We start from the raw sequence: 18,072 nt of genomic DNA, 5'->3' as shown, positions 1-18,072 counted from the left end.
GTGTGTCTCAAGCAGGATAGTTTGGCGCGGTTTCTCGCCGATCGGCACATGATGTCCGGTCAGGAACAGCGGCAGTTAACGCATACGAACCGGACAGGTTGTTGTTATGTCTCGTATTGGCAAGAAGCCGGTTGCCGTCCCCTCAGGGGTCACGGCAACGATCGCCGGCCAGACGTTTGAAGCGAAGGGCCCCAAGGGTCAGCTCAGCTTCGTGTTGAATGAACTCGTCATCGCCGAGATGACGGATGATGGCGTCAAGGTCACGCCGCGCGACGAAAGCAATGATGCGCGCGCGATGTGGGGCATGGCGCGCACGGTCATTTCGAACCTTGTCGCCGGTGTCAGCCAGGGCTTCGAGAAGAAGCTCGAAATCACGGGCGTTGGTTACCGCGCCCAGTTGCAGGGCAAGAACCTGCAGCTGGCGCTTGGTTTCTCGCACGATGTGATTTATTCGGTTCCCGAGGGCATCGAAGTTGCTGTTCCCAAGCCGACTGAAATCGTCGTGTCTGGCATCGACAAGCAGCGTGTCGGCCAGGTCGCCGCTGAAATTCGCAAGTTCCGGCCGCCGGAGCCCTATAAGGGCAAGGGTGTGCGCTATGCGGGCGAGTTCATCGTTCGCAAAGAAGGCAAGAAGAAGTAAGGAGCGGCTGTCGTGGCGAAGTCCAACAACACATTCGAGCGTCGCCGGGATCGCGTCCGCCGCTCGCTCAAGGCAGTGGCCAACGGGCGCGTGCGTCTTAGCGTCTACCGGTCGTCGAAGAACATTTACGCGCAGATCATTGACGACGAGAAGGGCTGCACGCTTGCTGCCGCTTCGACGCTCGACAAGGATGTGCGCGGTGATCTGAAGACCGGCGCTGATACCGCCGCTGCCGCCATCGTGGGCAAGCTCATCGCTGAGCGTGCCACCAAGGCGGGCGTCAAAGAGGTCGTGTTCGACCGTGGCGGCTACATCTATCATGGGCGTGTCAAGGCGCTTGCGGATGCCGCGCGCGAGGGCGGTCTGGAATTCTGATCCGCGCCTAACAGCGTGCGCAGAAACGGAACTCAAATATGGCTAGACAATTCAATCGTGAGCGTGAAGAGCGTGACAGCGAGTTTGTAGACAAGCTGGTCCACATCAACCGCGTCGCGAAAGTGGTCAAGGGCGGCCGTCGCTTCGGTTTCGCGGCGCTGGTCGTCGTTGGTGACCAGAAGGGCCGGGTCGGCTTCGGACACGGCAAGGCGCGTGAAGTGCCGGAAGCGATCCGCAAGGCGACGGAAGCCGCCAAGCGTCAGATGGTACGTGTGCCGCTGCGCGAAGGCCGGACGTTGCATCATGACGTCGAAGGCCGGTTCGGTGCGGGCAAGGTTGTCCTGCGCGCGGCCCGGCCGGTACCGGCATCATCGCGGGCGGCCCGATGCGCGCCGTCTTCGAGACGCTCGGTGTCCAGGACGTCGTCGCCAAGTCGCTTGGCACTTCGAACCCGTACAACATGGTGCGGGCAACGTTCGAAGCGCTGAAAAAGGAAGACAGCCCGCGCTCGGTCGCCGCACGCCGTGGCATGAAGGTCTCGAGCCTTCAGTCGCGTCGCCGTGATATCGACGATTCGGCCGCCGGGGCCGCCGAGGCTTGAACTGATTGCCTGACGGCACCAGCTGAATAAGGGTAAGACCCATGGCTAAAACCGATAAGACCGTGACGGTCGAGCAGATCGGAAGTCCGATCCGCCGTCCGCATGACCAGCGCGCAACGCTGGTCGGCCTCGGCTTGAACAAGATGCATCGTCGTAGCACCCTGGAGGATACTCCGGCTGTGCGCGGCATGATCAGGAAAGTCCAGCACCTCGTTCGCGTCGTCGACGAAGCGTAACGGGTTCCGGGAGTTAAGATTATGAAGCTCAATGATCTCCGGGATAACCCGGGTGCCATCCAGGAGCGCACGCGGGTCGGACGTGGTATCGGCTCGGGCAAGGGCAAGACCGGCGGACGTGGCGTCAAAGGCCAGAAGTCCCGCTCGGGCGTTGCCATCAAGGGGTTCGAGGGCGGCCAGATGCCGTTGCATCGTCGTCTGCCCAAGCGTGGCTTCACGAACATCTTCCGCAAGGACCTGAACATCATCAGCCTTGGCAAGGTGCAGGCCGCGATCGACGCCGGCACGCTCGACGCCAAGCAGTCGGTGACCGCGGAAGCGCTTTTGAAGGCCGGCCTCATCCGGCGTGTCAAGGACGGCGTGCGGCTGCTGTCCGACGGCGAACTGAAGACTGCGGTGACGTTTGAACTTGCGGGCGCTTCGAAGGCTGCAGTCGATGCGGTCGAGAAGGCCGGCGGCAAGGTCGTCATCCCGGTTGCGGCTCCGGCCGAATAAGAACCGGGTTTCCGGAGCGGCGTGCGTGCCCTTGTGGTCGCACGCTTTCTCTGTCTCCGGAGACGATCGGGCGATTGACGTTCACGCTTGCGTGCAAGAACGCCAGGCGATCTAGAGCGTTTTGCGCGGGCACGGAACAGTCCCGTGTCCAGGAAACGCTCCAGGTTCATTGAATTGGAGCATACTTCCAGCGGCAAAATGGTCTCATTTTGCCCGGATATGTTCTCGGTAATTACAGCGGAACGGCTGGACCGGAGCGCGGCATGGCATCTGCGGCTGAACAATTAGCGTCAAATCTCAATTTCTCGGCCTTCTCGAAGGCCACGGAACTGAAAAAGCGGATCTGGTTTACGCTCGGAGCGCTTCTCGTTTACCGGTTGGGGACCTATATCCCGCTCCCGGGCATCAACCCTGAAGCACTGGCGCAGGCCTTCAACCAGGCACAGACCGGCATCGTCGGCCTGTTCAACATGTTCGCCGGTGGCGCGGTCGGCCGTATGGCCATCTTCGCGCTCGGCATCATGCCGTACATCTCCGCCTCCATCATCATCCAGCTCATGACGACCGTCGTTCCGACGCTGGAACAGTTGAAAAAGGACGGGGAGGCGGGCCGCAAGGTCATCAACCAGTACACCCGTTACACCACCGTCGTTCTGGCGATCGCGCAGGCCTATGGCATTTCCGTCGGTCTTGAGGGCGCGACCAATGTCGTTACCGATCCGGGCATGTTCTTCCGCTTCGTCACCGTCGTGACGCTCGTCGGCGGCACCATGTTCCTGATGTGGCTGGGTGAGCAGATCACTTCGCGCGGCATCGGCAACGGCATTTCGCTGATCATCTTCGCCGGTATCGTTGCGGAGCTGCCCAGGGCCATCGCCGGTACGCTGGAATTGGGCCGTCAGGGCGCGATTTCCTCGGTGGTGATTCTCGGCTTCGTGGTGCTGTCGGTGGTGGTCATCGCCGCCATCGTGTTCATGGAGCGCGCCCAGCGGCGCCTGTTGATCCAGTATCCGAAACGCCAGATGGGCAACCGGATGTTCGAGGGCAACAGCTCGTTCCTGCCTCTCAAGCTCAACACCGCCGGTGTCATTCCGCCGATCTTCGCATCCTCGCTTCTGCTGGTACCGGTGACCTTCGCCAACTTCTCCAGCGGGACAGGACCGGAGTGGCTCACCACGGTTACGGCTCTGCTTGGCCACGGCCAGCCGCTGTACATGCTGTTCTACGCGTCGATGATCGTGTTCTTCGCGTTCTTCTACACGGCGATCGTGTTCAATCCGACGGACACGGCCGACAATCTCAAGAAGCACGGTGGCTTCATTCCGGGCATCCGGCCCGGTGAACGCACGGCCCAGTACATCGATTACGTGCTGACCAGAATCACGGGCGTGGGCGCGATCTATCTGGTGATCATCTGCCTATTACCTGAATTTCTAATATCGGCCACCGGCGTTCCGTTCTATTTCGGGGGACTTCGCTGCTGATCGTCGTCAGTGTGACCATGGATACGGTTTCTCAGATCCAGGGACACCTGCTGGCTCATCAGTACGAGGGTCTGGTCAAGAAGGCGAAGCTCAGGGGGAAGCGGCGATGAGATTGATACTGTTGGGCCCTCCGGGGGCCGGCAAGGGCACGCAGGCCACGCGCCTGGTCGAGAAACACGGCATTGTCCAGCTCTCCACGGGCGACATGCTGCGCGCCGCGGTTGCGGCCGCGACGCCGGTCGGTCTGAAGGCCAAAGAGGTCATGGACCGCGGCGATCTGGTTTCCGACGAGATCATGGTGTCGATCATTTCGGACCGGATCGACGAGCCCGATTGCGCCAACGGTTTCATTCTTGACGGTTTCCCGCGCACCATCGCGCAAGCCGAAGCCCTGCAGGATCTGCTGGCGTCGAAGGCCATGAAGCTCGACACGGTGATCGAGCTGAAGGTGGACGACAAGATCCTTGTCGACCGCATCGAGACGCGGGCCCGTGAGACGGGCGGCGCGCGCGCGGACGACAACGCCGAGACGCTGAAGAAGCGTCTGAAGGTCTACTACGAGCAGACAGCGCCGCTGATCGATTTTTACAGCAAGCGCGACATGCTGCAGTCGGTCGACGGCATGGCCTCGATCGAAGAGGTCGCCCGGCAGATCGATGCCGTTCTTCTTCAGAACGCCGAGAGCTGAGCGCGGCCTCCCTGCCGGCGTCCTGGACGCAGGCAGGGCGCGATCCGCCTTCGGGCGCGAACAACAATTGTGTGTTTCGGTGGTCTCACCGCGGCGCACCGTGATCTGGACGGTTGCGTCGCACCCGAAAATCCAGTAATACCCGGCGCACATCGCAAATCTACAGCGATCGGCGTCGGCCCCCGAGGGACCGGGCCCGATCCTGTCGTGTTTGGAAGCCTCAAAAACGTACGGCAAATTTGACGCCCGCAGGACGCGAGCGTCGAGAAGGAGAACAAGCGTGGCCCGTATTGCAGGCGTCAACATTCCGACGAACAAGCGCGTTGTCATCGCGCTGCAGTACATTCACGGTATCGGCCGGCAGAAAGCGCAGGAAATCATCGAAAAGGTGAATATCGCGCCGGAACGCCGGGTTAACGAACTGTCGGATGCCGAAGTCATTCAGATCCGCGAGTCGATTGACCGCGACTACCTCGTCGAAGGTGACCTTCGCCGCGAAGTCGCGATGAACATCAAGCGCCTCATGGATCTTGGCTGCTACCGTGGTCTGCGGCATCGCCGTGGCCTGCCGGTGCGCGGTCAGCGTACCCATACCAATGCCCGCACCCGCAAGGGTCCGGCGAAAGCGATCGCCGGCAAGAAGAAGTAGTCCGGCGACTGCTTACGGTGGAGCCGCTGGAATTACGGCGGCGTAGAGATCGAACGAAAGGTTCAAAATGGCGAAAGAAACGACGCGCGTGCGTCGCCGCGAGCGCAAGAACATCACGTCTGGCGTCGCTCACGTGACATCCACGTTCAACAACACGATGATCACGATCACGGACGCCCAGGGCAACGCGATTTCCTGGTCCTCGGCTGGCACGATGGGCTACAAGGGCTCGCGCAAGTCGACGCCGTTCGCGGCCCAGATGGCCGGTGAAGATGCTGCCAAGAAGGCTCAGGAACACGGCATGCGGACCCTCGAGGTCGAGGTTCGCGGTCCGGGTTCGGGACGTGAGTCTGCTTTGCGCGCGCTTCAGGCAGCGGGTTTCACGATCACGTCGATCCGCGACGTGACGCCGATCCCGCACAACGGCTGCCGTCCGCGCAAGCGTCGCCGCGTCTAATTCGACGTTTATCACCCGTTTCTCTTTAGGCAAGGGATAGCCGGACCACGAGCGCCGGCGGGAAAGCCGAAAGGGCATATACGTGACGATTCAAAAGAACTGGCAAGAGCTGATCAAGCCGAACAAGCTTGAGATCAAAGCGGGCGGTGATCCGCGCCGTGTTGCCACGGTCGTGGCGGAGCCGCTGGAGCGCGGTTTCGGCCTGACACTCGGCAACGCGCTGCGCCGCGTTCTGCTGTCCTCGCTGCAGGGTGCTGCGGTGACGGCTGTGCAGATCGATGGCGTGCTGCATGAGTTTTCGTCCATTCCGGGCGTGCGCGAGGATGTGACGGACACGGTCCTGAACATCAAGGAAATCGCGCTGCGCATGGAAGGCGAGGGCCCGAAGCGGATGGTTCTGCGCAAGCAGGGCCCGGCATCGTGACCGCAGGCGATATCCAGACCGTTGGCGACATCGAGATCCTGAACCCCGAGCACGCTCTGTGCACCCTCGACGAGGGCACGGAAATCCGCATGGAGTTCACGGTCAACACCGGCAAGGGCTATGTGGCCGCCGAGCACAACCGTCCCGAGGACGCTCCCATCGGCCTGATTGCCGTGGACAGCCTCTACTCGCCGGTGCGCAAGGTGTCCTACAAGGTCGAGAATACCCGTGAGGGACAGGTTCTCGATTATGACAAGCTGACGATGACGGTCGAGACCGACGGGTCGGTGAGGCCTGAAGATTCGGTGGCATACGCGGCGCGCATCCTCCAGGACCAGCTCTCTATCTTCGTGACGTTCGAAGAGCCGGAGAAGGAAGTCAAGGAAGAGACCGTTCCGGAGCTGGCGTTCAATCCCGCGCTTCTCAAGAAGGTCGACGAGCTCGAGCTCTCCGTCCGTTCTGCGAATTGCCTGAAGAACGACAACATCGTCTACATCGGCGATCTCATTCAGAAGACGGAAGCGGAGATGCTTCGCACGCCGAACTTCGGCCGCAAGTCGCTGAACGAGATCAAGGAAGTTCTGGCGCAGATGGGTCTGCATCTGGGTATGGAAGTTCCGAACTGGCCGCCTGAGAACATTGAAGAACTCGCCAAGCGTTACGAAGAGCATCATTATTGATGTGATCGTGACGCCGGATTTGGTGTCATCTGGCGGCAAGGTCGCCTGTTAGGAACTAGAAGGAGAGGGCCATGCGCCACGGTAAAGCCGGCCGCAAGCTCAATCGGACCTCGAGCCATCGCAAAGCGATGTTCGCGAACATGGCGGCCTCGCTCATCATGCATGAGCAGATCGTCACGACGCTGCCCAAGGCCAAAGAGCTGCGTCCCATTGTTGAGAAGCTCGTCACGCTCGGTAAGCGCGGCGATCTTCATGCCCGCCGTCAGGCGATTTCGCAGATCCGCGACGTCGCCTTGGTGGGCAAGCTGTTCGACACGATCGGAGTGCGCTACAAGGATCGTCAGGGTGGCTACACCCGCGTTCTGAAGGCGGGTTTCCGTTATGGCGACAGCGCGCCGATGGCTGTGATCGAGTTCGTCGATCGCGATACGGAAGCACGCGGCGCGATCGATCGCGCACGCGCGGAAGCCGAAGAGTCCGAGGCCGCGTAGGCCGCCGACTCACGCGCTTTCCCAGATTTGAAAAAGGCGGCTCCGCGAGGGGCCGCCTTTTTCGCGTTGACGGGGAGGCCGGTCAGTTGACGCGCGTGAGAATCTCGTCGACGCCGATCACCTGGGTCGGTCCGTAGCCGTTGAAATGGGTGACGGTCGCCAGCCCATAGGCGCCGGTCAGGCCGAACTCGATTCGGTCGCCCTCGACGATTTCCGCCGGTAGAGGCACGGGTGAGGGAAAACGATCGATCGGACAGCAGGTGGGGCCATAAAGCTGGCGTGGTTCCGTCGGTCCTGTGAGGATCGCGCTGCCACGCCACACGCGCGTCGGAAGGTGCAGGTCGATTTGCGTCAATTCCAGGAGCCCGCCGTAGAGCCCGTCGTTCAGGTACACCGAGCCATCGGAGCGGATGTGCTTGATCTGGGTGAGCAGCGACATGGTGGGGGCCGCGAGTGCCCGTCCGGGTTCAGCCACAAGCCGGGTGCGGGCCGGGTCGAAGTGCGTGTTGAAGGCAAGAGAGATGGCGCTGAAATAGGCCGCCAGGGGCGGGCACCGCGCATCGTCATACGCCACGGGGAAGCCGCCGCCGACGTTCACGGTGTGTGGCGTTGTGCCTGTCGTGGCGCAAATCTCGGCGGCGGAGGCGATGAGCGTCGCGAAGGCTTGCGGATCGCCGCATTGCGAGCCGGGATGGAAGGTGATGGCGGGGCGGTAGCCGGCGGTCACAATGGCGCGCATCATCTCCACGGCAGGGGCTGGCGGCATGCCGAACTTCGCGGTGAAGTCGATCCGGGCGGTGTTCTTGGCGACGCGAAGGCGCACACTTACCTCGACGTCGCCACGGTCCCCGGGAGGGATGGCGCGGTTGAGGCGCTCGAGTCCCACCGCATCGTCCACGGTGAAGTGCCGCACGGCGAAGTCCTCGTAGGCGCGCCGGGTCTCTGTGTCCGACCGGATGGGGTTGTTGTAGTGCAGGGGCGCGGTCGCATCGATGCGCCGCACCAGCGCCATTTCCTGCAAGGAGGCGACGTCGAATGCGGAGACGCCGGCCTGCGCGAACGTGGCGACCAGTTCCGGGAGCGGGCACGCTTTCAGCGCATAGGTGGTGATCCCGGGAAAACGGGACGAGAAGTCCCGCGCGGTCCGCGTGGCCGTGGCCAGGCTGAGGCAGAACAGCGGGTCTTCGGGAGCGAGATCGGCAATCAGCGCGCCGAGGGTGGCGTAGCTGGCCGGCACCGCGCCGGAAGACGGCAGCGCGGCGGGCTGCTGTGGGGCAGGCGCGGGGGTGGCTGCGGAAGGACGCGCGACGGTTACGTTCATCATTCTGCCTCGGCGTTGGACGACGCGGTTAACGCGACCGCTCGGCGAGCGTCGCGACACTATACGTGTGTGCCGTGAGCGATGGATATCCGCGCGACTACCGGTGTTTGCTCCGTGAATCTGATACATGATAATTTTTACAATGTTTTTTCTGGAATTTCGCGCCGTGCGCGTGCCTGGCTGCAATGCTTGGTTTTCCGCTGGTTTCTTCCGCTTCTTTGTCCCAATACTGCAATGGGCTCAGCATATTTCTCAGGGCCTTAGGACGTTTTTAAGACAAAACTGACAGCGTGCCTGACGAAAGTTCAATGTCGATTGGTTGGGAAACGTCATGAGCCGTTCGAAGCAGACGCCGGGTAGGCAACCGAAATCCGGTATCAGCCCATTCAGAAAATTGGCAACGGTCCTTCCTGTCATGGTCGGCGGCTTGTCACTGGTCTCCTGCATTACCGTTGGTGTGCTGGGATATGTCAGCGGGCGTGAGGGACTGGTGAATGCGGCCGAAAGCGAGCTGCGCATTCTCGCCAACGCCCGCAGAACGGGTCTGCAGATCAAGCTGGCGACGGTGAAGTCCGACCTTGCCAATCTGGTGACCAGCGCCAATACGGCCATCGTTCTCAATGAGATGAACGAAGCGCTGACCACGCTCGAGCAGGATCGTCCGGAACTGGATGGCTACTATCGCAAGGCCGCCGATACTGCCGCGCGGGCCGAGCTGACGGGCGAGGGCAACAAGACGATGTACTCCTGGCGCCACACCAGCGTCCACGGAACCTATATGGCGACGTGGAAGCAGGCGGGCTACGGCGACATCTATGTCCTGAACATGGACGGCCGGGTCACCTACTCGGTGACCAAGTCCGCGGACTTCCTTGAGAGCGTCGACTCGCCGGCGCTTCGCGAGACCGCCCTGAACCAGGCGTTCATGGCCGCCAAGGATCTGCCGCAGGGCGAGCAGGTGATGATCGATTTCGCCGCCTACGCGCCGGCCGGAGGCACGGCCTCGATGTTCATCGCGCAGCCGGTATACCTGTCCGACTTCGCCGAGACCAAGCTCAAGGGCGTGATGGTCATCCGCGCGGATGTCGGCTTTGTCGACAGCGTGCTCGCCAGCCGCGAGTCGCTTGGCAAGACCGGTCAGGCGTTCCTGGTCGGTGGGGATGGCGTCCTGCGTTCCAACCTGCCGTTGTCGAGTGAACCGACCGCGCTCTCCAAGAGCCCGGAAAGCACGCTGATCACCAAGGCAGCCGAAGGCACAGAAGGCTTTGGTCTGATCGCGCATGAGGGCGCGATAAGCGAGTATGCAGCCGCCGTTCCGTTCTCCTTCATGGGTGCGAAATGGGCAATTGTCGCCGAACGCTCGCAGGCCGAATCCCTGGCGGCGGTCAACGACATGCGCGACTTCATGATCTACGGTACGCTGATCGTCATCGCGGTGATCTCGATGATCGGTTTGCTGTTCTCGCGTACCGTCATTTCGGCGATCAATGGTCTCATCGGCGCGCTGCGCGCCATCGCCGCGGGCGAACTGGACACAGAGATCAAGGCGGCCAGCCGCCGCGATGAAATCGGCCAGATCGGTCGTGTGGTTCTGGAGATCCAGAAGAACGCCGTTGAGGAGCAGGAACGCAAGGCCGCCGCTGACAGCGCGGAAGCCGAGAACCAGGCCGCCCAGCGGCGCGAGTTCGTCGAAGCCCTTGCATCGGACTTCCAGGCATCCGTTGGCGGCGTTGTCCAGCGCGTGTCGCAGGCGTCCGAGGAGCTGCGGGCTTCCGCCGAGAGCATGGCGGAGGTTGCGGGCCGCGCGGGCGAGCGCTCCGAGCGTGTGTCGACGGCGTCCGCCTCGGCCCGTGAGGAAGTGCAGACAATCGCCGGCGCCTCGGATGAGCTGTTCAAGTCGATCCAGGAGATCTCGGAGCTGATTTCGCGATCTTCCGCGGTCGCCCAGATGGCCAATGAGCGTGCGACCACCACCGACGAGACCGTGCGTTCGCTGGCCGATGCTGCCGATCGCATCGGTGATGTGGTGAAGCTGATTTCGGATATTGCGGAGCAGACCAATCTTCTGGCGCTGAACGCCACGATCGAAGCGGCGCGCGCCGGCGAAGCCGGCAAGGGCTTCGCGGTCGTTGCTTCCGAGGTCAAGGAACTTGCCTCGCAGACGGCCAAGGCAACCGGCGATATCGGCCAGCAGATCGAATCGATCCGTGACGCCACCCGCGATGCGGTCGGCGCCATCTCCGAGATCCGCACCACCATTGGCGAGATCTCGGAATCGGTCGGCTCCGTGGCTTCCGCGGTGGAAGAGCAGTCCGCAGCGACCCAGGGCATCGTGGCCAACACCCAGCGTGCCGCGGACGGCACCACGTCGGTCTCCAACGACATCGACGAGGTCCGCGAGGCGGCCCAGCATACGGGCGCGGCAGCCGAGCAGGTTGTGGGCGCCGCCGGCAATCTGTCGGAACAGGCCCGGATCCTCGACGATCAGGTGCGCGAGTTCCTCGAGCAGATCCGCGCCGCGTAAGCATCAAGACACAATTGAAACGGAACAGGGCGGCTCCACAGGGGCCGCCCTCAGACCGCTGACAAAGCTGGGAAAACTTTCCTTCGTCATGGTCGGGCTTGTCCCGACCATCCATAAGTCATTGAAAACATGGATCCTCGGCACAGGGCCGAGGATGACGATCGAGGGGTATGAGCTTTGTCATCAAGCTCAGGGCGGCTCCACAGGGGCCGCCCTTTTTCGTCGCGGGTGCTACTCGGCAGCGGCGAGCTTGTCCTGCGTTCTTGTTTCGAAGTCGCTGGCGTCGTGGCGTTCGTGCAACTGGCTGGCGGGATCGCCGCTGGTGCGGTTGACGATGCGGCCGCGTCTGACGGCCGGACGCTCGAGAATCGCGTCGGCCCAGCGCTGGACATTGGTGTAGCTCTGCACATCCAGGAATTCGGCCGCGTCGTAGAGCCAGCCTTTGACGAGCCCGCCGTACCACGGGAAGATCGCGATATCGGCGATGGTGTAGTCGTCGCCGGCGACATAGGTGTTCTCGGCGAGCTGACGGTCGAGCACGTCGAGCTGGCGCTTGACCTCCATGGCGAAGCGGTCGATCGGGTATTCGAACTTCTCAGGCGCATAGGCATAGAAGTGGCCGAAACCGCCGCCGAGGTAGGGGGCCGAACCCATCTGCCAGAACAGCCACGACAGGCATTCCGCGCGCGGCGCCGCATCGGTGGGCAGGAAGGTGCCGAACTTTTCCGCCAGATGCATCAGGATGGCGCCGGACTCGAACACCCGGATCGGCTCAGGGCCGCTGCGGTCCATCAGCGCCGGGATCTTCGAGTTGGGATTGATGTCCACGAAGCCGCTTGCGAACTGGTCGCCGTCGCCGATCCTGATCAGCCAGGCGTCGTATTCAGCGCCCGTGTGGCCGGCCGCCAGAAGCTCCTCCAGCATGATGGTGACCTTCTGGCCGTTCGGCGTCGCCAGCGAGTAGAGCTGGAACGGGTGCTTGCCGACGGGCATGTCCTTTTCATGCGTGGCGCCGGCGATCGGCCGGTTGATCGACGCGAACTTGCCGCCGCTTTCCTTGTCCCAGGTCCACACCTTCGGCGGCGTGTAGTCGTGTGAGTCGGCCATGTTGAATTGCTCCGGGCAGTTCTCGGGGTGAATTGAGCGGGGCGCCGGCTGGCGGCCGCCGCGCGGGATGGATCAGTCTTTTGGAAAGTGCGCACTCGGCGAGCGTCTGACAAGGGCTGTCGTGCTCACGAGCGCGCGAGGCGCACAATGTCGGAGAGCCCCGGGAGTGAGACCGCCACGACACGCTCGTGATCCGGCACGGCGCTGGAGCGGCCCATTACGGCGCCGTTTTCTCCGTTGCGGAGGAACAGCAGTGCGGACCGACCAGGGGGTGCCGAAATCCCGGTGGCGTCGCTGACCCGTCTAGCGGAACCGGCGGCCGTCCCAGGAAATCCGACGCTCCTGGAAGCTGTGCGACATAAGCTCGATCACCGGAGGGGTTCCCCGGCCAAGCGCCGCCCCGATGCTCAGGGTTTCTTCCTTGAGCACGAGAAGGTCGCCTTCGCGGACGTAGATCAGCACCGAACAGGCGCGCGCGCCGCAAAACAGGCTGCGCGTCATCATGCCGCCCGTGCACGACAGTCCACCATGGTCCAAAATCAGGTCGGGACGCCCATCGCCGGTGATGTCCTGCTCGATCACACCGGCATCCTCGAAGGTTCCCTGGCCGCCCTCGCAGCCTTCGGCGATCTGCTGGTTGATGAGATACCGTGCGGCATTGGATCGCGCCTGGGCATCCTGCGGCGCCGTCAGGGCAATTGCAGTGAGGGCCACGGTTGACAGCGCCGCGATCGCGGGTCGAAAAATCATGGGCTGCTTCTCCTGATGCGGGCAGCGAATGGAACGGGGCGGGATCCAACCTCATGCGACAACGGATCGGCGCCGCTGCCCTATTTTAAGCGAATAGTGGGTCGAGAAAAGTCGCGACATGCCGGCGCTTCGCGGGAATCATGGCTGCGTTGGCGTTTTGAGATCGATTGGTATTAGTGCATTCAGGGACCTCGCTCTGACTGCACGGTGATTCCGTCCGCATCGCGGGCGCGTCCTGAGCGCGTCCCACACGGCGTACGCGGATCAGGACTGAAGGACGGTTGACGATATGGCGAGATGCGTGAGTTTTGTTCTGGTGGTCATTGGCATGCTCATTCCGGGGGCGGTGCTCGCGCAGCAGACGGCTGTTCCCACCAGCACGGCGGAAATCCAACTGTCATTCGCGCCGGTGGTCAAACGGGTCGGGCCGGCGGTGGTCAATGTCTATGCCAGCCGGCAGGTGACCCAGCGCCAGAGCATTTCGCCGTTTTTCGACGATCCGTTCTTTCGCCGCTTCTTCGGCGATCCGCGCGGGGCGGCGCCGGCGCCGCGGCAGCGCATCCAGCAGTCGCTCGGCTCCGGTGTGATCATTTCGTCTGAAGGCATCATCGTCACCAATCATCACGTCATCAAGGATGCGGACGCGGTGCGGGTGGCGTTGTCGGACCGGCGCGAGTTCGATTGCGATATTATCCTGAAGGACGAGCGCACGGATCTGGCCGTTCTGAAGATTCGCGGCGACAACGGCGACTTTCCGTTCCTGTCGTTCGCCGATTCCGACAGTCTTGAGGTTGGCGATATCGTGCTGGCGATCGGCAACCCGTTCGGCGTCGGCCAGACCGTGACCCAGGGCATCGTCTCGGCGCTGGCGCGCACCCATGTGGGCGTCACCGACTATCAGTTCTTCATCCAGACGGACGCCGCCATCAACCCGGGCAATTCCGGCGGCGCGCTGGTCGATATGCGCGGCAACCTTGTCGGCATCAACTCCGCGATTTATTCGCGCTCGGGCGGCTCCAACGGCATCGGATTCGCGATTCCCGCCAATATGGTGCGGCTCATCGCGGATTCAGCGCAAAACGGCGGAATCGTGAAGCGGCCCTGGCTGGGCGCGCAGTTGCAGGCCATCACGGCGGATATCGCCGAGACCATGGGCATGGACCGGCCGCGCGGCGTGCTGGTGACGAGCGTTCTGGGGAACAGTCCGGCGGCGCGCGCGCGGCTGCGGCGCGGCGACGTGATCCTGGCTGTCGACGGTGTCGACGTGGATGATCCCAACGCCTTCGGCTATCGCTTCGCCACCAAGGGAATCGGCAACCAGGCGACCTTCACGATTCTGCGTGGCGGGCGTCAATTGGAGACGCGGGTTGATCTGATGGCCGCCCCGGAGACGGTGCCGCGCGAAACGCGCACCATCGGCGGCTACTCGCCCTTTGCCGGCGCCACTGTCTCCAACCTGTCGCCCGCCGTCTCCGAGGAACTGGGGATGGACACGGATCTCACCGGCGTGGTCATCACCGGCGTGACGCCGGGCTCCACCGCAAATCGTGTCGGCCTGCAGGTCGGCGACGTAGTGCGGGCGGTCAACAACGACGTCATCGCCTCGACGCGCGAGCTTGAGCGCATCTCGCGTCTCGACGAGCGGCTGTGGCAGCTTGAGCTGCTGCGCGACGGACGCGCCATCCGCTTCACCTTGCGCGGCTGAGCGGGTTGTCATGAGCGATTTGTTTGCCACCCCTCAACTCCACGCCGACGCGCCGCGTCCGCTCGCCGACCGGCTGCGGCCCGCGCGGCTGGAGGAGGTCGTCGGACAGGACCACATCGTCGGCCCCGACGGCGCGCTGACGCGGATGCTGGGCTCGGGCTCGCTCGGCTCGCTCATCTTCTGGGGGCCGCCGGGCACCGGCAAGACCACCGTGGCGCGGCTGCTGGCGGACGCCACGGATCTCGGTTTTGAGCAGATCTCGGCGATTTTCTCCGGCGTCGCGGATCTGAAGAAGGTGTTCGAGAGCGCCCGGGTGCGGCGGCTGTCGGGCCGCGGAACGCTGTTGTTCGTCGACGAGATTCACCGCTTCAACCGCGCCCAGCAGGACAGTTTTCTGCCCGTCATGGAGGACGGCACGGTGACGCTGGTGGGGGCGACCACGGAGAATCCGTCGTTCGAGCTCAACGCCGCGCTTCTGTCGCGGGCGCATGTGATGACCTTCCGGCCGCTGGATGATGCCGCCGTCGCCCGGCTGCTGACGCGCGCGGAGGAGATGGAGGGCAGGCCGCTGCCGCTCGACGAGGAGGCGCGCGAAACGCTGATCCGCATGGCGGACGGCGATGGGCGCTCCTCGCTGACGCTGGCCGAGGACGTGTGGCGGGCCGCGAACGAAGGCGAGGTGTTTGACGCCAAGCGGCTGCAGGACATCGTGCAGCGCCGCGCGCCGATCTACGACAAGGGCCAGGACGGCCATTACAATCTGATTTCCGCCCTGCACAAGTCGGTGCGCGGGTCGGACCCGGATGCGGCGCTCTATTACATGTGCCGTATGCTGGACGCGGGCGAGGATGCGCTGTTCGTCGGCCGCCGTCTGGTGCGCATGGCCACCGAGGACATCGGGCTGGCTGATCCGCAGGCGCTGGTCATCGCCAATGCCGCCGTGGAGCAGTACCGGTTGCTCGGCACGCCGGAGGGCGAGCTGGGCCTGGCGCAGGCCTGCGTCTATCTGGCCACGGCGCCCAAGTCCAACGCGGTTTATGTGGCCTACAAGGCGGCGATGCGCGCGGCCAAGCAGCACGGCTCGCTGCCGCCGCCCAAGCACATTCTCAATGCGCCGACCAAGCTGATGAAGTCGGAAGGCTATGGCGACGGCTACGCCTATGACCATGATGCGCCGGATGCCTTCTCGGGTCAGAATTATTTCCCCGATGCGCTGGGCCGGCAGAGTTTCTACCGGCCTGTGGCGCGCGGGTTCGAGCGCGACATTGGCAAGCGACTCGAATACTGGCAGAAGCTCAGGCGCGAACGCGGGCTCTGATATGGCGCCGCTCTGCCGGTTTTGAGCTTTCTACCAAGCATTCTCGGGGTAGACGTGCGGCACCGCACGATACTTTACCTTGCGTAATGATGTATAAATTTCCCAATACTGGGTCCTAGTCTCCACGCAATTTTCCATTATACCGTAAAAATACCAAATAGGTCGTTTACGAACATATTTTTTGTTCAGTTCTTCGTATCGGTAAATGATGAAAGGCGTTTCGTCGCGATGAAACTGCCGTGTTCAGAGTTCCAACTTCAATATCTTGAATATACTTTTCCAATGGAGGCGTCCGTGCGAGATCAACGCGAAATGGCTGCATCTGCGTGGCGCGATGGATACGTGCGGTTCGACCTGGAGCCGATGATCGACGCTCTTTCCGCGAGTGAAGATTTTGAACGATTGAAAGCCTGCTTTGCCGATTTGCCCGTCGATCCCTACAACGAGGACGCTGGCCGGTATCGCCGTCTTGCCAGAGGACTTTATTCTCCCTGGAAGGCGGTCTTTGAGTGGCTGCCGGACCACATCGGAGCAACCGGCAAGGCGGTGACGGAGTTTTTCCAGGGTGATCACAATGCCGAGCATCCGGGGCGCGTGCGCTATTTCGCCACCATCCCCAGAACATCAAGCACAATGCGGCCTTGCGGGCGATCATCCTGAACGCCACCTCGCGGGCGGAATGGCCGGCGGCGGAGTACAACCGGCCGGTCGCTGTCGGTGTGCACCTGGTTTCCCAAAAAGTCTGCACCGAAAAGCCTGTCGCCGCGGTAACGCCGCGTGTGATGCATCAGGACGGCGAGACCTACGGGTACGTGCATCTGGTAGAGCGTCACAATGTGGATGCGGGCTGGAACGTGGTGGCGAGCAACGACGCGATCGGCCTTGATCCGGCCAGCGTACCCAGGGAGATGACGCTTCAGCGGTTCTGTCTCGAGCGGCCGCTGCAGGGCTTTGGCTTGCGTGATGCCGACGTCAGCCATGGGGTTGAACCCGTCAGCCTGAGCGAGGGCTGCACCAGCGGCTATCGCAACACGATCCTCATTGATCTGACGCCGATGCGTGAAGCTCCGCGCTGAGCCGGGCGCGCCCGCCCGCGACAAATTTTCGCCGTGCCGACAAAATTGCTGCAATGCAGGCAGGCCTTGATAGTATTGCCACTACCGTGCGCGGCGATCGCGCGTTGGATCGGGCGCAGGTGCGCCGGGTTTACGGGGTAGGGCGTGGCGATGCCGGATTTGACGATCTTCGGGCAGGGGGGGGTGGCGTTTTGCCTGTTTTGGGCAAGTGTCTACGCGGTCTTGCTGGCGATCTATTTCGGTCTCGGCGGCGCGCTGGTGCTGCTCAATCGCCGCATGGCCCACCGCCGCATTCAGGAGCGCACGCGATCAAGCCGTGTGGCCGCTGAAATCAGGCAGAGCGTTGTGGCGCTGGCCCTGATTTCCTTCTACGTCGCCGCCGGGCTGTATGCGCAGCACCTCGGCTGGGTGCTGTTCGCGCCGCAGCCACTAACGGTTTTGTCGTTTGTGGGCTGGATGCTGGTTTCGGCGGTGGCCTACGACACGTGGTTTTATTGGGGCCACCGGGCGATGCACACCAGGGCCCTGTTTCGCTTCCACGCGTTGCATCATCGCTCCCTGACACCGACCACGTGGAGCAACAATTCCGACTCGCTTGTGGGCGCGACGGTGGAGCAGGGCTATTTCCTCATCCTGCCGCTGCTTCTGCCGGTCCCGCCGGAGGTTCTGATCGCGCACAAGCTGTATGACCAGATCACCGGGATGATCAGCCATTGCGGCCATGAATATGCCGCCTCGCGCAGCGCGCGAAAGCCATGGCCGTTGCTGTGCACGTCGTTCCATGATCAGCATCACTCAAACTTTCGCTGCAATTTTGGCAATACGTTTTCGATCTGGGACCGGTTGATGGGCACGGTGCATCCGGGCTACGACACTCTGGTGGTTGATATGGAACAGCGCAGCGCCACGCCGTTTCCAGCGGAACCGGACAGGCAGCAATCGTCGACCCTGTCCTGATCCGCTGCGAGGTGCGACGTCGTGCGCGTTGCGTCATCGGACTTCCACGGGATTTGGTGTGGTGGGCGCGTGCGTTGCGTGAAGATTGGCGCAT

Annotated in this window: 17 protein-coding genes and 3 pseudogenes; 17 read left to right on the top strand and 3 right to left on the bottom strand. The window is 62.8% G+C overall.

Going from position 1 to position 18,072, the window contains the following annotated elements; all coding sequences use genetic code 11:
- Nucleotides 1-106 precede the first annotated feature (106 nt).
- The 11 genes and pseudogenes from rplF (at nt 107) to rplQ (ending at nt 7,220) form a co-directional block, all read left to right on the top strand.
- Nucleotides 107-640, top strand: coding sequence for a 50S ribosomal protein L6 (rplF, locus tag D1F64_RS14690; RefSeq protein WP_117413033.1), 534 nt, complete (start codon nt 107-109; stop codon nt 638-640).
- A gap of 12 nt (nt 641-652) precedes the next feature.
- A complete protein-coding gene (gene rplR, locus D1F64_RS14685) occupies nt 653-1,015 on the top strand; it encodes a 50S ribosomal protein L18 (protein ID WP_117413032.1) in 363 nt (120 codons plus the stop codon).
- Between the two features lie 38 nt (nt 1,016-1,053).
- Nucleotides 1,054-1,616: pseudogene (gene rpsE, locus D1F64_RS14680) on the top strand (30S ribosomal protein S5).
- A 41-nt stretch (nt 1,617-1,657) separates the two neighbouring features.
- Nucleotides 1,658-1,852 carry a 50S ribosomal protein L30 gene (rpmD, locus tag D1F64_RS14675; RefSeq protein ID WP_117413031.1) on the top strand — a complete coding sequence of 65 codons (195 nt, stop codon included), beginning with the start codon at nt 1,658-1,660 and terminating at the stop codon, nt 1,850-1,852.
- 21 nt (nt 1,853-1,873) lie between these two features.
- Nucleotides 1,874-2,347, top strand: a complete 474-nt coding sequence (gene rplO / locus D1F64_RS14670) for a 50S ribosomal protein L15 (RefSeq protein ID WP_117413030.1) — start codon at nt 1,874-1,876, stop codon at nt 2,345-2,347.
- Nucleotides 2,348-2,610: 263 nt separating this feature from the next.
- A pseudogene (secY, locus tag D1F64_RS14665) lies at nt 2,611-3,941 on the top strand (preprotein translocase subunit SecY).
- Nucleotides 3,938-4,519: an adenylate kinase gene (locus D1F64_RS14660; RefSeq protein WP_117413029.1), complete on the top strand. Its 582-nt coding sequence runs from the start codon at nt 3,938-3,940 to the stop codon at nt 4,517-4,519. The pseudogene secY and the gene D1F64_RS14660 overlap by 4 nt, the downstream one beginning before the upstream one ends.
- Before the next feature lie 280 nt (nt 4,520-4,799).
- Nucleotides 4,800-5,168, top strand: a complete 369-nt coding sequence (gene rpsM, locus D1F64_RS14655) for a 30S ribosomal protein S13 (protein ID WP_117413028.1) — start codon at nt 4,800-4,802, stop codon at nt 5,166-5,168.
- A gap of 67 nt (nt 5,169-5,235) precedes the next feature.
- A complete protein-coding gene (gene rpsK / locus D1F64_RS14650) occupies nt 5,236-5,625 on the top strand; it encodes a 30S ribosomal protein S11 (protein ID WP_117413027.1) in 390 nt (129 codons plus the stop codon).
- Between the two features lie 82 nt (nt 5,626-5,707).
- Nucleotides 5,708-6,729, top strand: a pseudogene (locus D1F64_RS14645) (DNA-directed RNA polymerase subunit alpha).
- 71 nt (nt 6,730-6,800) lie between these two features.
- Entirely contained in the window at nt 6,801-7,220 is a 420-nt protein-coding gene (gene rplQ / locus D1F64_RS14640; protein ID WP_117413026.1) for a 50S ribosomal protein L17, read from the top strand.
- A gap of 82 nt (nt 7,221-7,302) precedes the next feature.
- Here rplQ and D1F64_RS14635 read toward each other — a convergent pair whose 3' ends face one another.
- On the bottom strand, nt 7,303-8,544 hold the full coding sequence (locus D1F64_RS14635; protein WP_162901580.1) for a type III PLP-dependent enzyme: 1,242 nt from the start codon (nt 8,542-8,544) through the stop codon (nt 7,303-7,305).
- A 328-nt stretch (nt 8,545-8,872) separates the two neighbouring features.
- Between D1F64_RS14635 and D1F64_RS14630 the strand changes: the two genes are divergently transcribed.
- Entirely contained in the window at nt 8,873-11,065 is a 2,193-nt protein-coding gene (locus tag D1F64_RS14630; RefSeq protein WP_117413024.1) for a methyl-accepting chemotaxis protein, read from the top strand.
- Nucleotides 11,066-11,296: 231 nt separating this feature from the next.
- On the opposite strand, the gene yghU is transcribed toward D1F64_RS14630, so the two are convergent.
- Together yghU and D1F64_RS14620 are read right to left on the bottom strand one after the other, a co-directional pair.
- Nucleotides 11,297-12,172, bottom strand: coding sequence for a glutathione-dependent disulfide-bond oxidoreductase (gene yghU, locus D1F64_RS14625; RefSeq protein ID WP_117413023.1), 876 nt, complete (start codon nt 12,170-12,172; stop codon nt 11,297-11,299).
- A gap of 303 nt (nt 12,173-12,475) precedes the next feature.
- Entirely contained in the window at nt 12,476-12,922 is a 447-nt protein-coding gene (locus tag D1F64_RS14620) for a hypothetical protein (protein ID WP_117413022.1), read from the bottom strand.
- A gap of 328 nt (nt 12,923-13,250) precedes the next feature.
- Between D1F64_RS14620 and D1F64_RS14615 the strand changes: the two genes are divergently transcribed.
- The 5 genes from D1F64_RS14615 (at nt 13,251) to D1F64_RS14595 (ending at nt 17,978) form a co-directional block, all read left to right on the top strand.
- The gene (locus D1F64_RS14615) at nt 13,251-14,627 is read left to right on the top strand and encodes a DegQ family serine endoprotease (protein WP_248304781.1); all 1,377 of its coding nucleotides are present in this window, start codon (nt 13,251-13,253) and stop codon (nt 14,625-14,627) included.
- Nucleotides 14,628-14,637: 10 nt separating this feature from the next.
- Nucleotides 14,638-15,945 carry a replication-associated recombination protein A gene (locus tag D1F64_RS14610; RefSeq protein ID WP_117413020.1) on the top strand — a complete coding sequence of 436 codons (1,308 nt, stop codon included), beginning with the start codon at nt 14,638-14,640 and terminating at the stop codon, nt 15,943-15,945.
- A 294-nt stretch (nt 15,946-16,239) separates the two neighbouring features.
- Nucleotides 16,240-16,605: a 2OG-Fe dioxygenase family protein gene (locus D1F64_RS14605; RefSeq protein WP_162901579.1), complete on the top strand. Its 366-nt coding sequence runs from the start codon at nt 16,240-16,242 to the stop codon at nt 16,603-16,605.
- Nucleotides 16,587-17,021, top strand: coding sequence for a 2OG-Fe dioxygenase family protein (locus tag D1F64_RS14600; protein ID WP_162901578.1), 435 nt, complete (start codon nt 16,587-16,589; stop codon nt 17,019-17,021). Before D1F64_RS14605 ends, D1F64_RS14600 begins: the two co-directional genes overlap by 19 nt.
- 150 nt (nt 17,022-17,171) lie before the next feature.
- Nucleotides 17,172-17,978 (top strand): sterol desaturase family protein, encoded by an 807-nt coding sequence (locus D1F64_RS14595; RefSeq protein WP_117413017.1) that lies wholly within the window; start codon nt 17,172-17,174, stop codon nt 17,976-17,978.
- The last annotated feature ends 94 nt before the right edge of the window (nt 17,979-18,072 follow it).

The sequence above is a fragment of the Breoghania sp. L-A4 genome, from assembly GCF_003432385.1.
GTDB lineage: Bacteria > Pseudomonadota > Alphaproteobacteria > Rhizobiales > Stappiaceae > Breoghania.
This window is presented reverse-complemented; position numbering and strand designations above follow the sequence as displayed.

Coding starts and splice junctions, on each gene's coding strand:
- rplF (WP_117413033.1), top strand. CDS start 107: ATGTCTCGTATTGGCAAGAAGCCGGTTGCCGTCCCCTCAGGGGTCACG.
- rpmD (WP_117413031.1), top strand. CDS start 1,658: ATGGCTAAAACCGATAAGACCGTGACGGTCGAGCAGATCGGAAGTCCG.
- rplO (WP_117413030.1), top strand. CDS start 1,874: ATGAAGCTCAATGATCTCCGGGATAACCCGGGTGCCATCCAGGAGCGC.
- D1F64_RS14660 (WP_117413029.1), top strand. CDS start 3,938: ATGAGATTGATACTGTTGGGCCCTCCGGGGGCCGGCAAGGGCACGCAG.
- rpsK (WP_117413027.1), top strand. CDS start 5,236: ATGGCGAAAGAAACGACGCGCGTGCGTCGCCGCGAGCGCAAGAACATC.
- rplQ (WP_117413026.1), top strand. CDS start 6,801: ATGCGCCACGGTAAAGCCGGCCGCAAGCTCAATCGGACCTCGAGCCAT.
- D1F64_RS14635 (WP_162901580.1), bottom strand. CDS start 8,544: ATGATGAACGTAACCGTCGCGCGTCCTTCCGCAGCCACCCCCGCGCCT.
- D1F64_RS14630 (WP_117413024.1), top strand. CDS start 8,873: ATGAGCCGTTCGAAGCAGACGCCGGGTAGGCAACCGAAATCCGGTATC.
- yghU (WP_117413023.1), bottom strand. CDS start 12,172: ATGGCCGACTCACACGACTACACGCCGCCGAAGGTGTGGACCTGGGAC.
- D1F64_RS14620 (WP_117413022.1), bottom strand. CDS start 12,922: ATGATTTTTCGACCCGCGATCGCGGCGCTGTCAACCGTGGCCCTCACT.
- D1F64_RS14615 (WP_248304781.1), top strand. CDS start 13,251: ATGCTCATTCCGGGGGCGGTGCTCGCGCAGCAGACGGCTGTTCCCACC.
- D1F64_RS14610 (WP_117413020.1), top strand. CDS start 14,638: ATGAGCGATTTGTTTGCCACCCCTCAACTCCACGCCGACGCGCCGCGT.
- D1F64_RS14595 (WP_117413017.1), top strand. CDS start 17,172: ATGCCGGATTTGACGATCTTCGGGCAGGGGGGGGTGGCGTTTTGCCTG.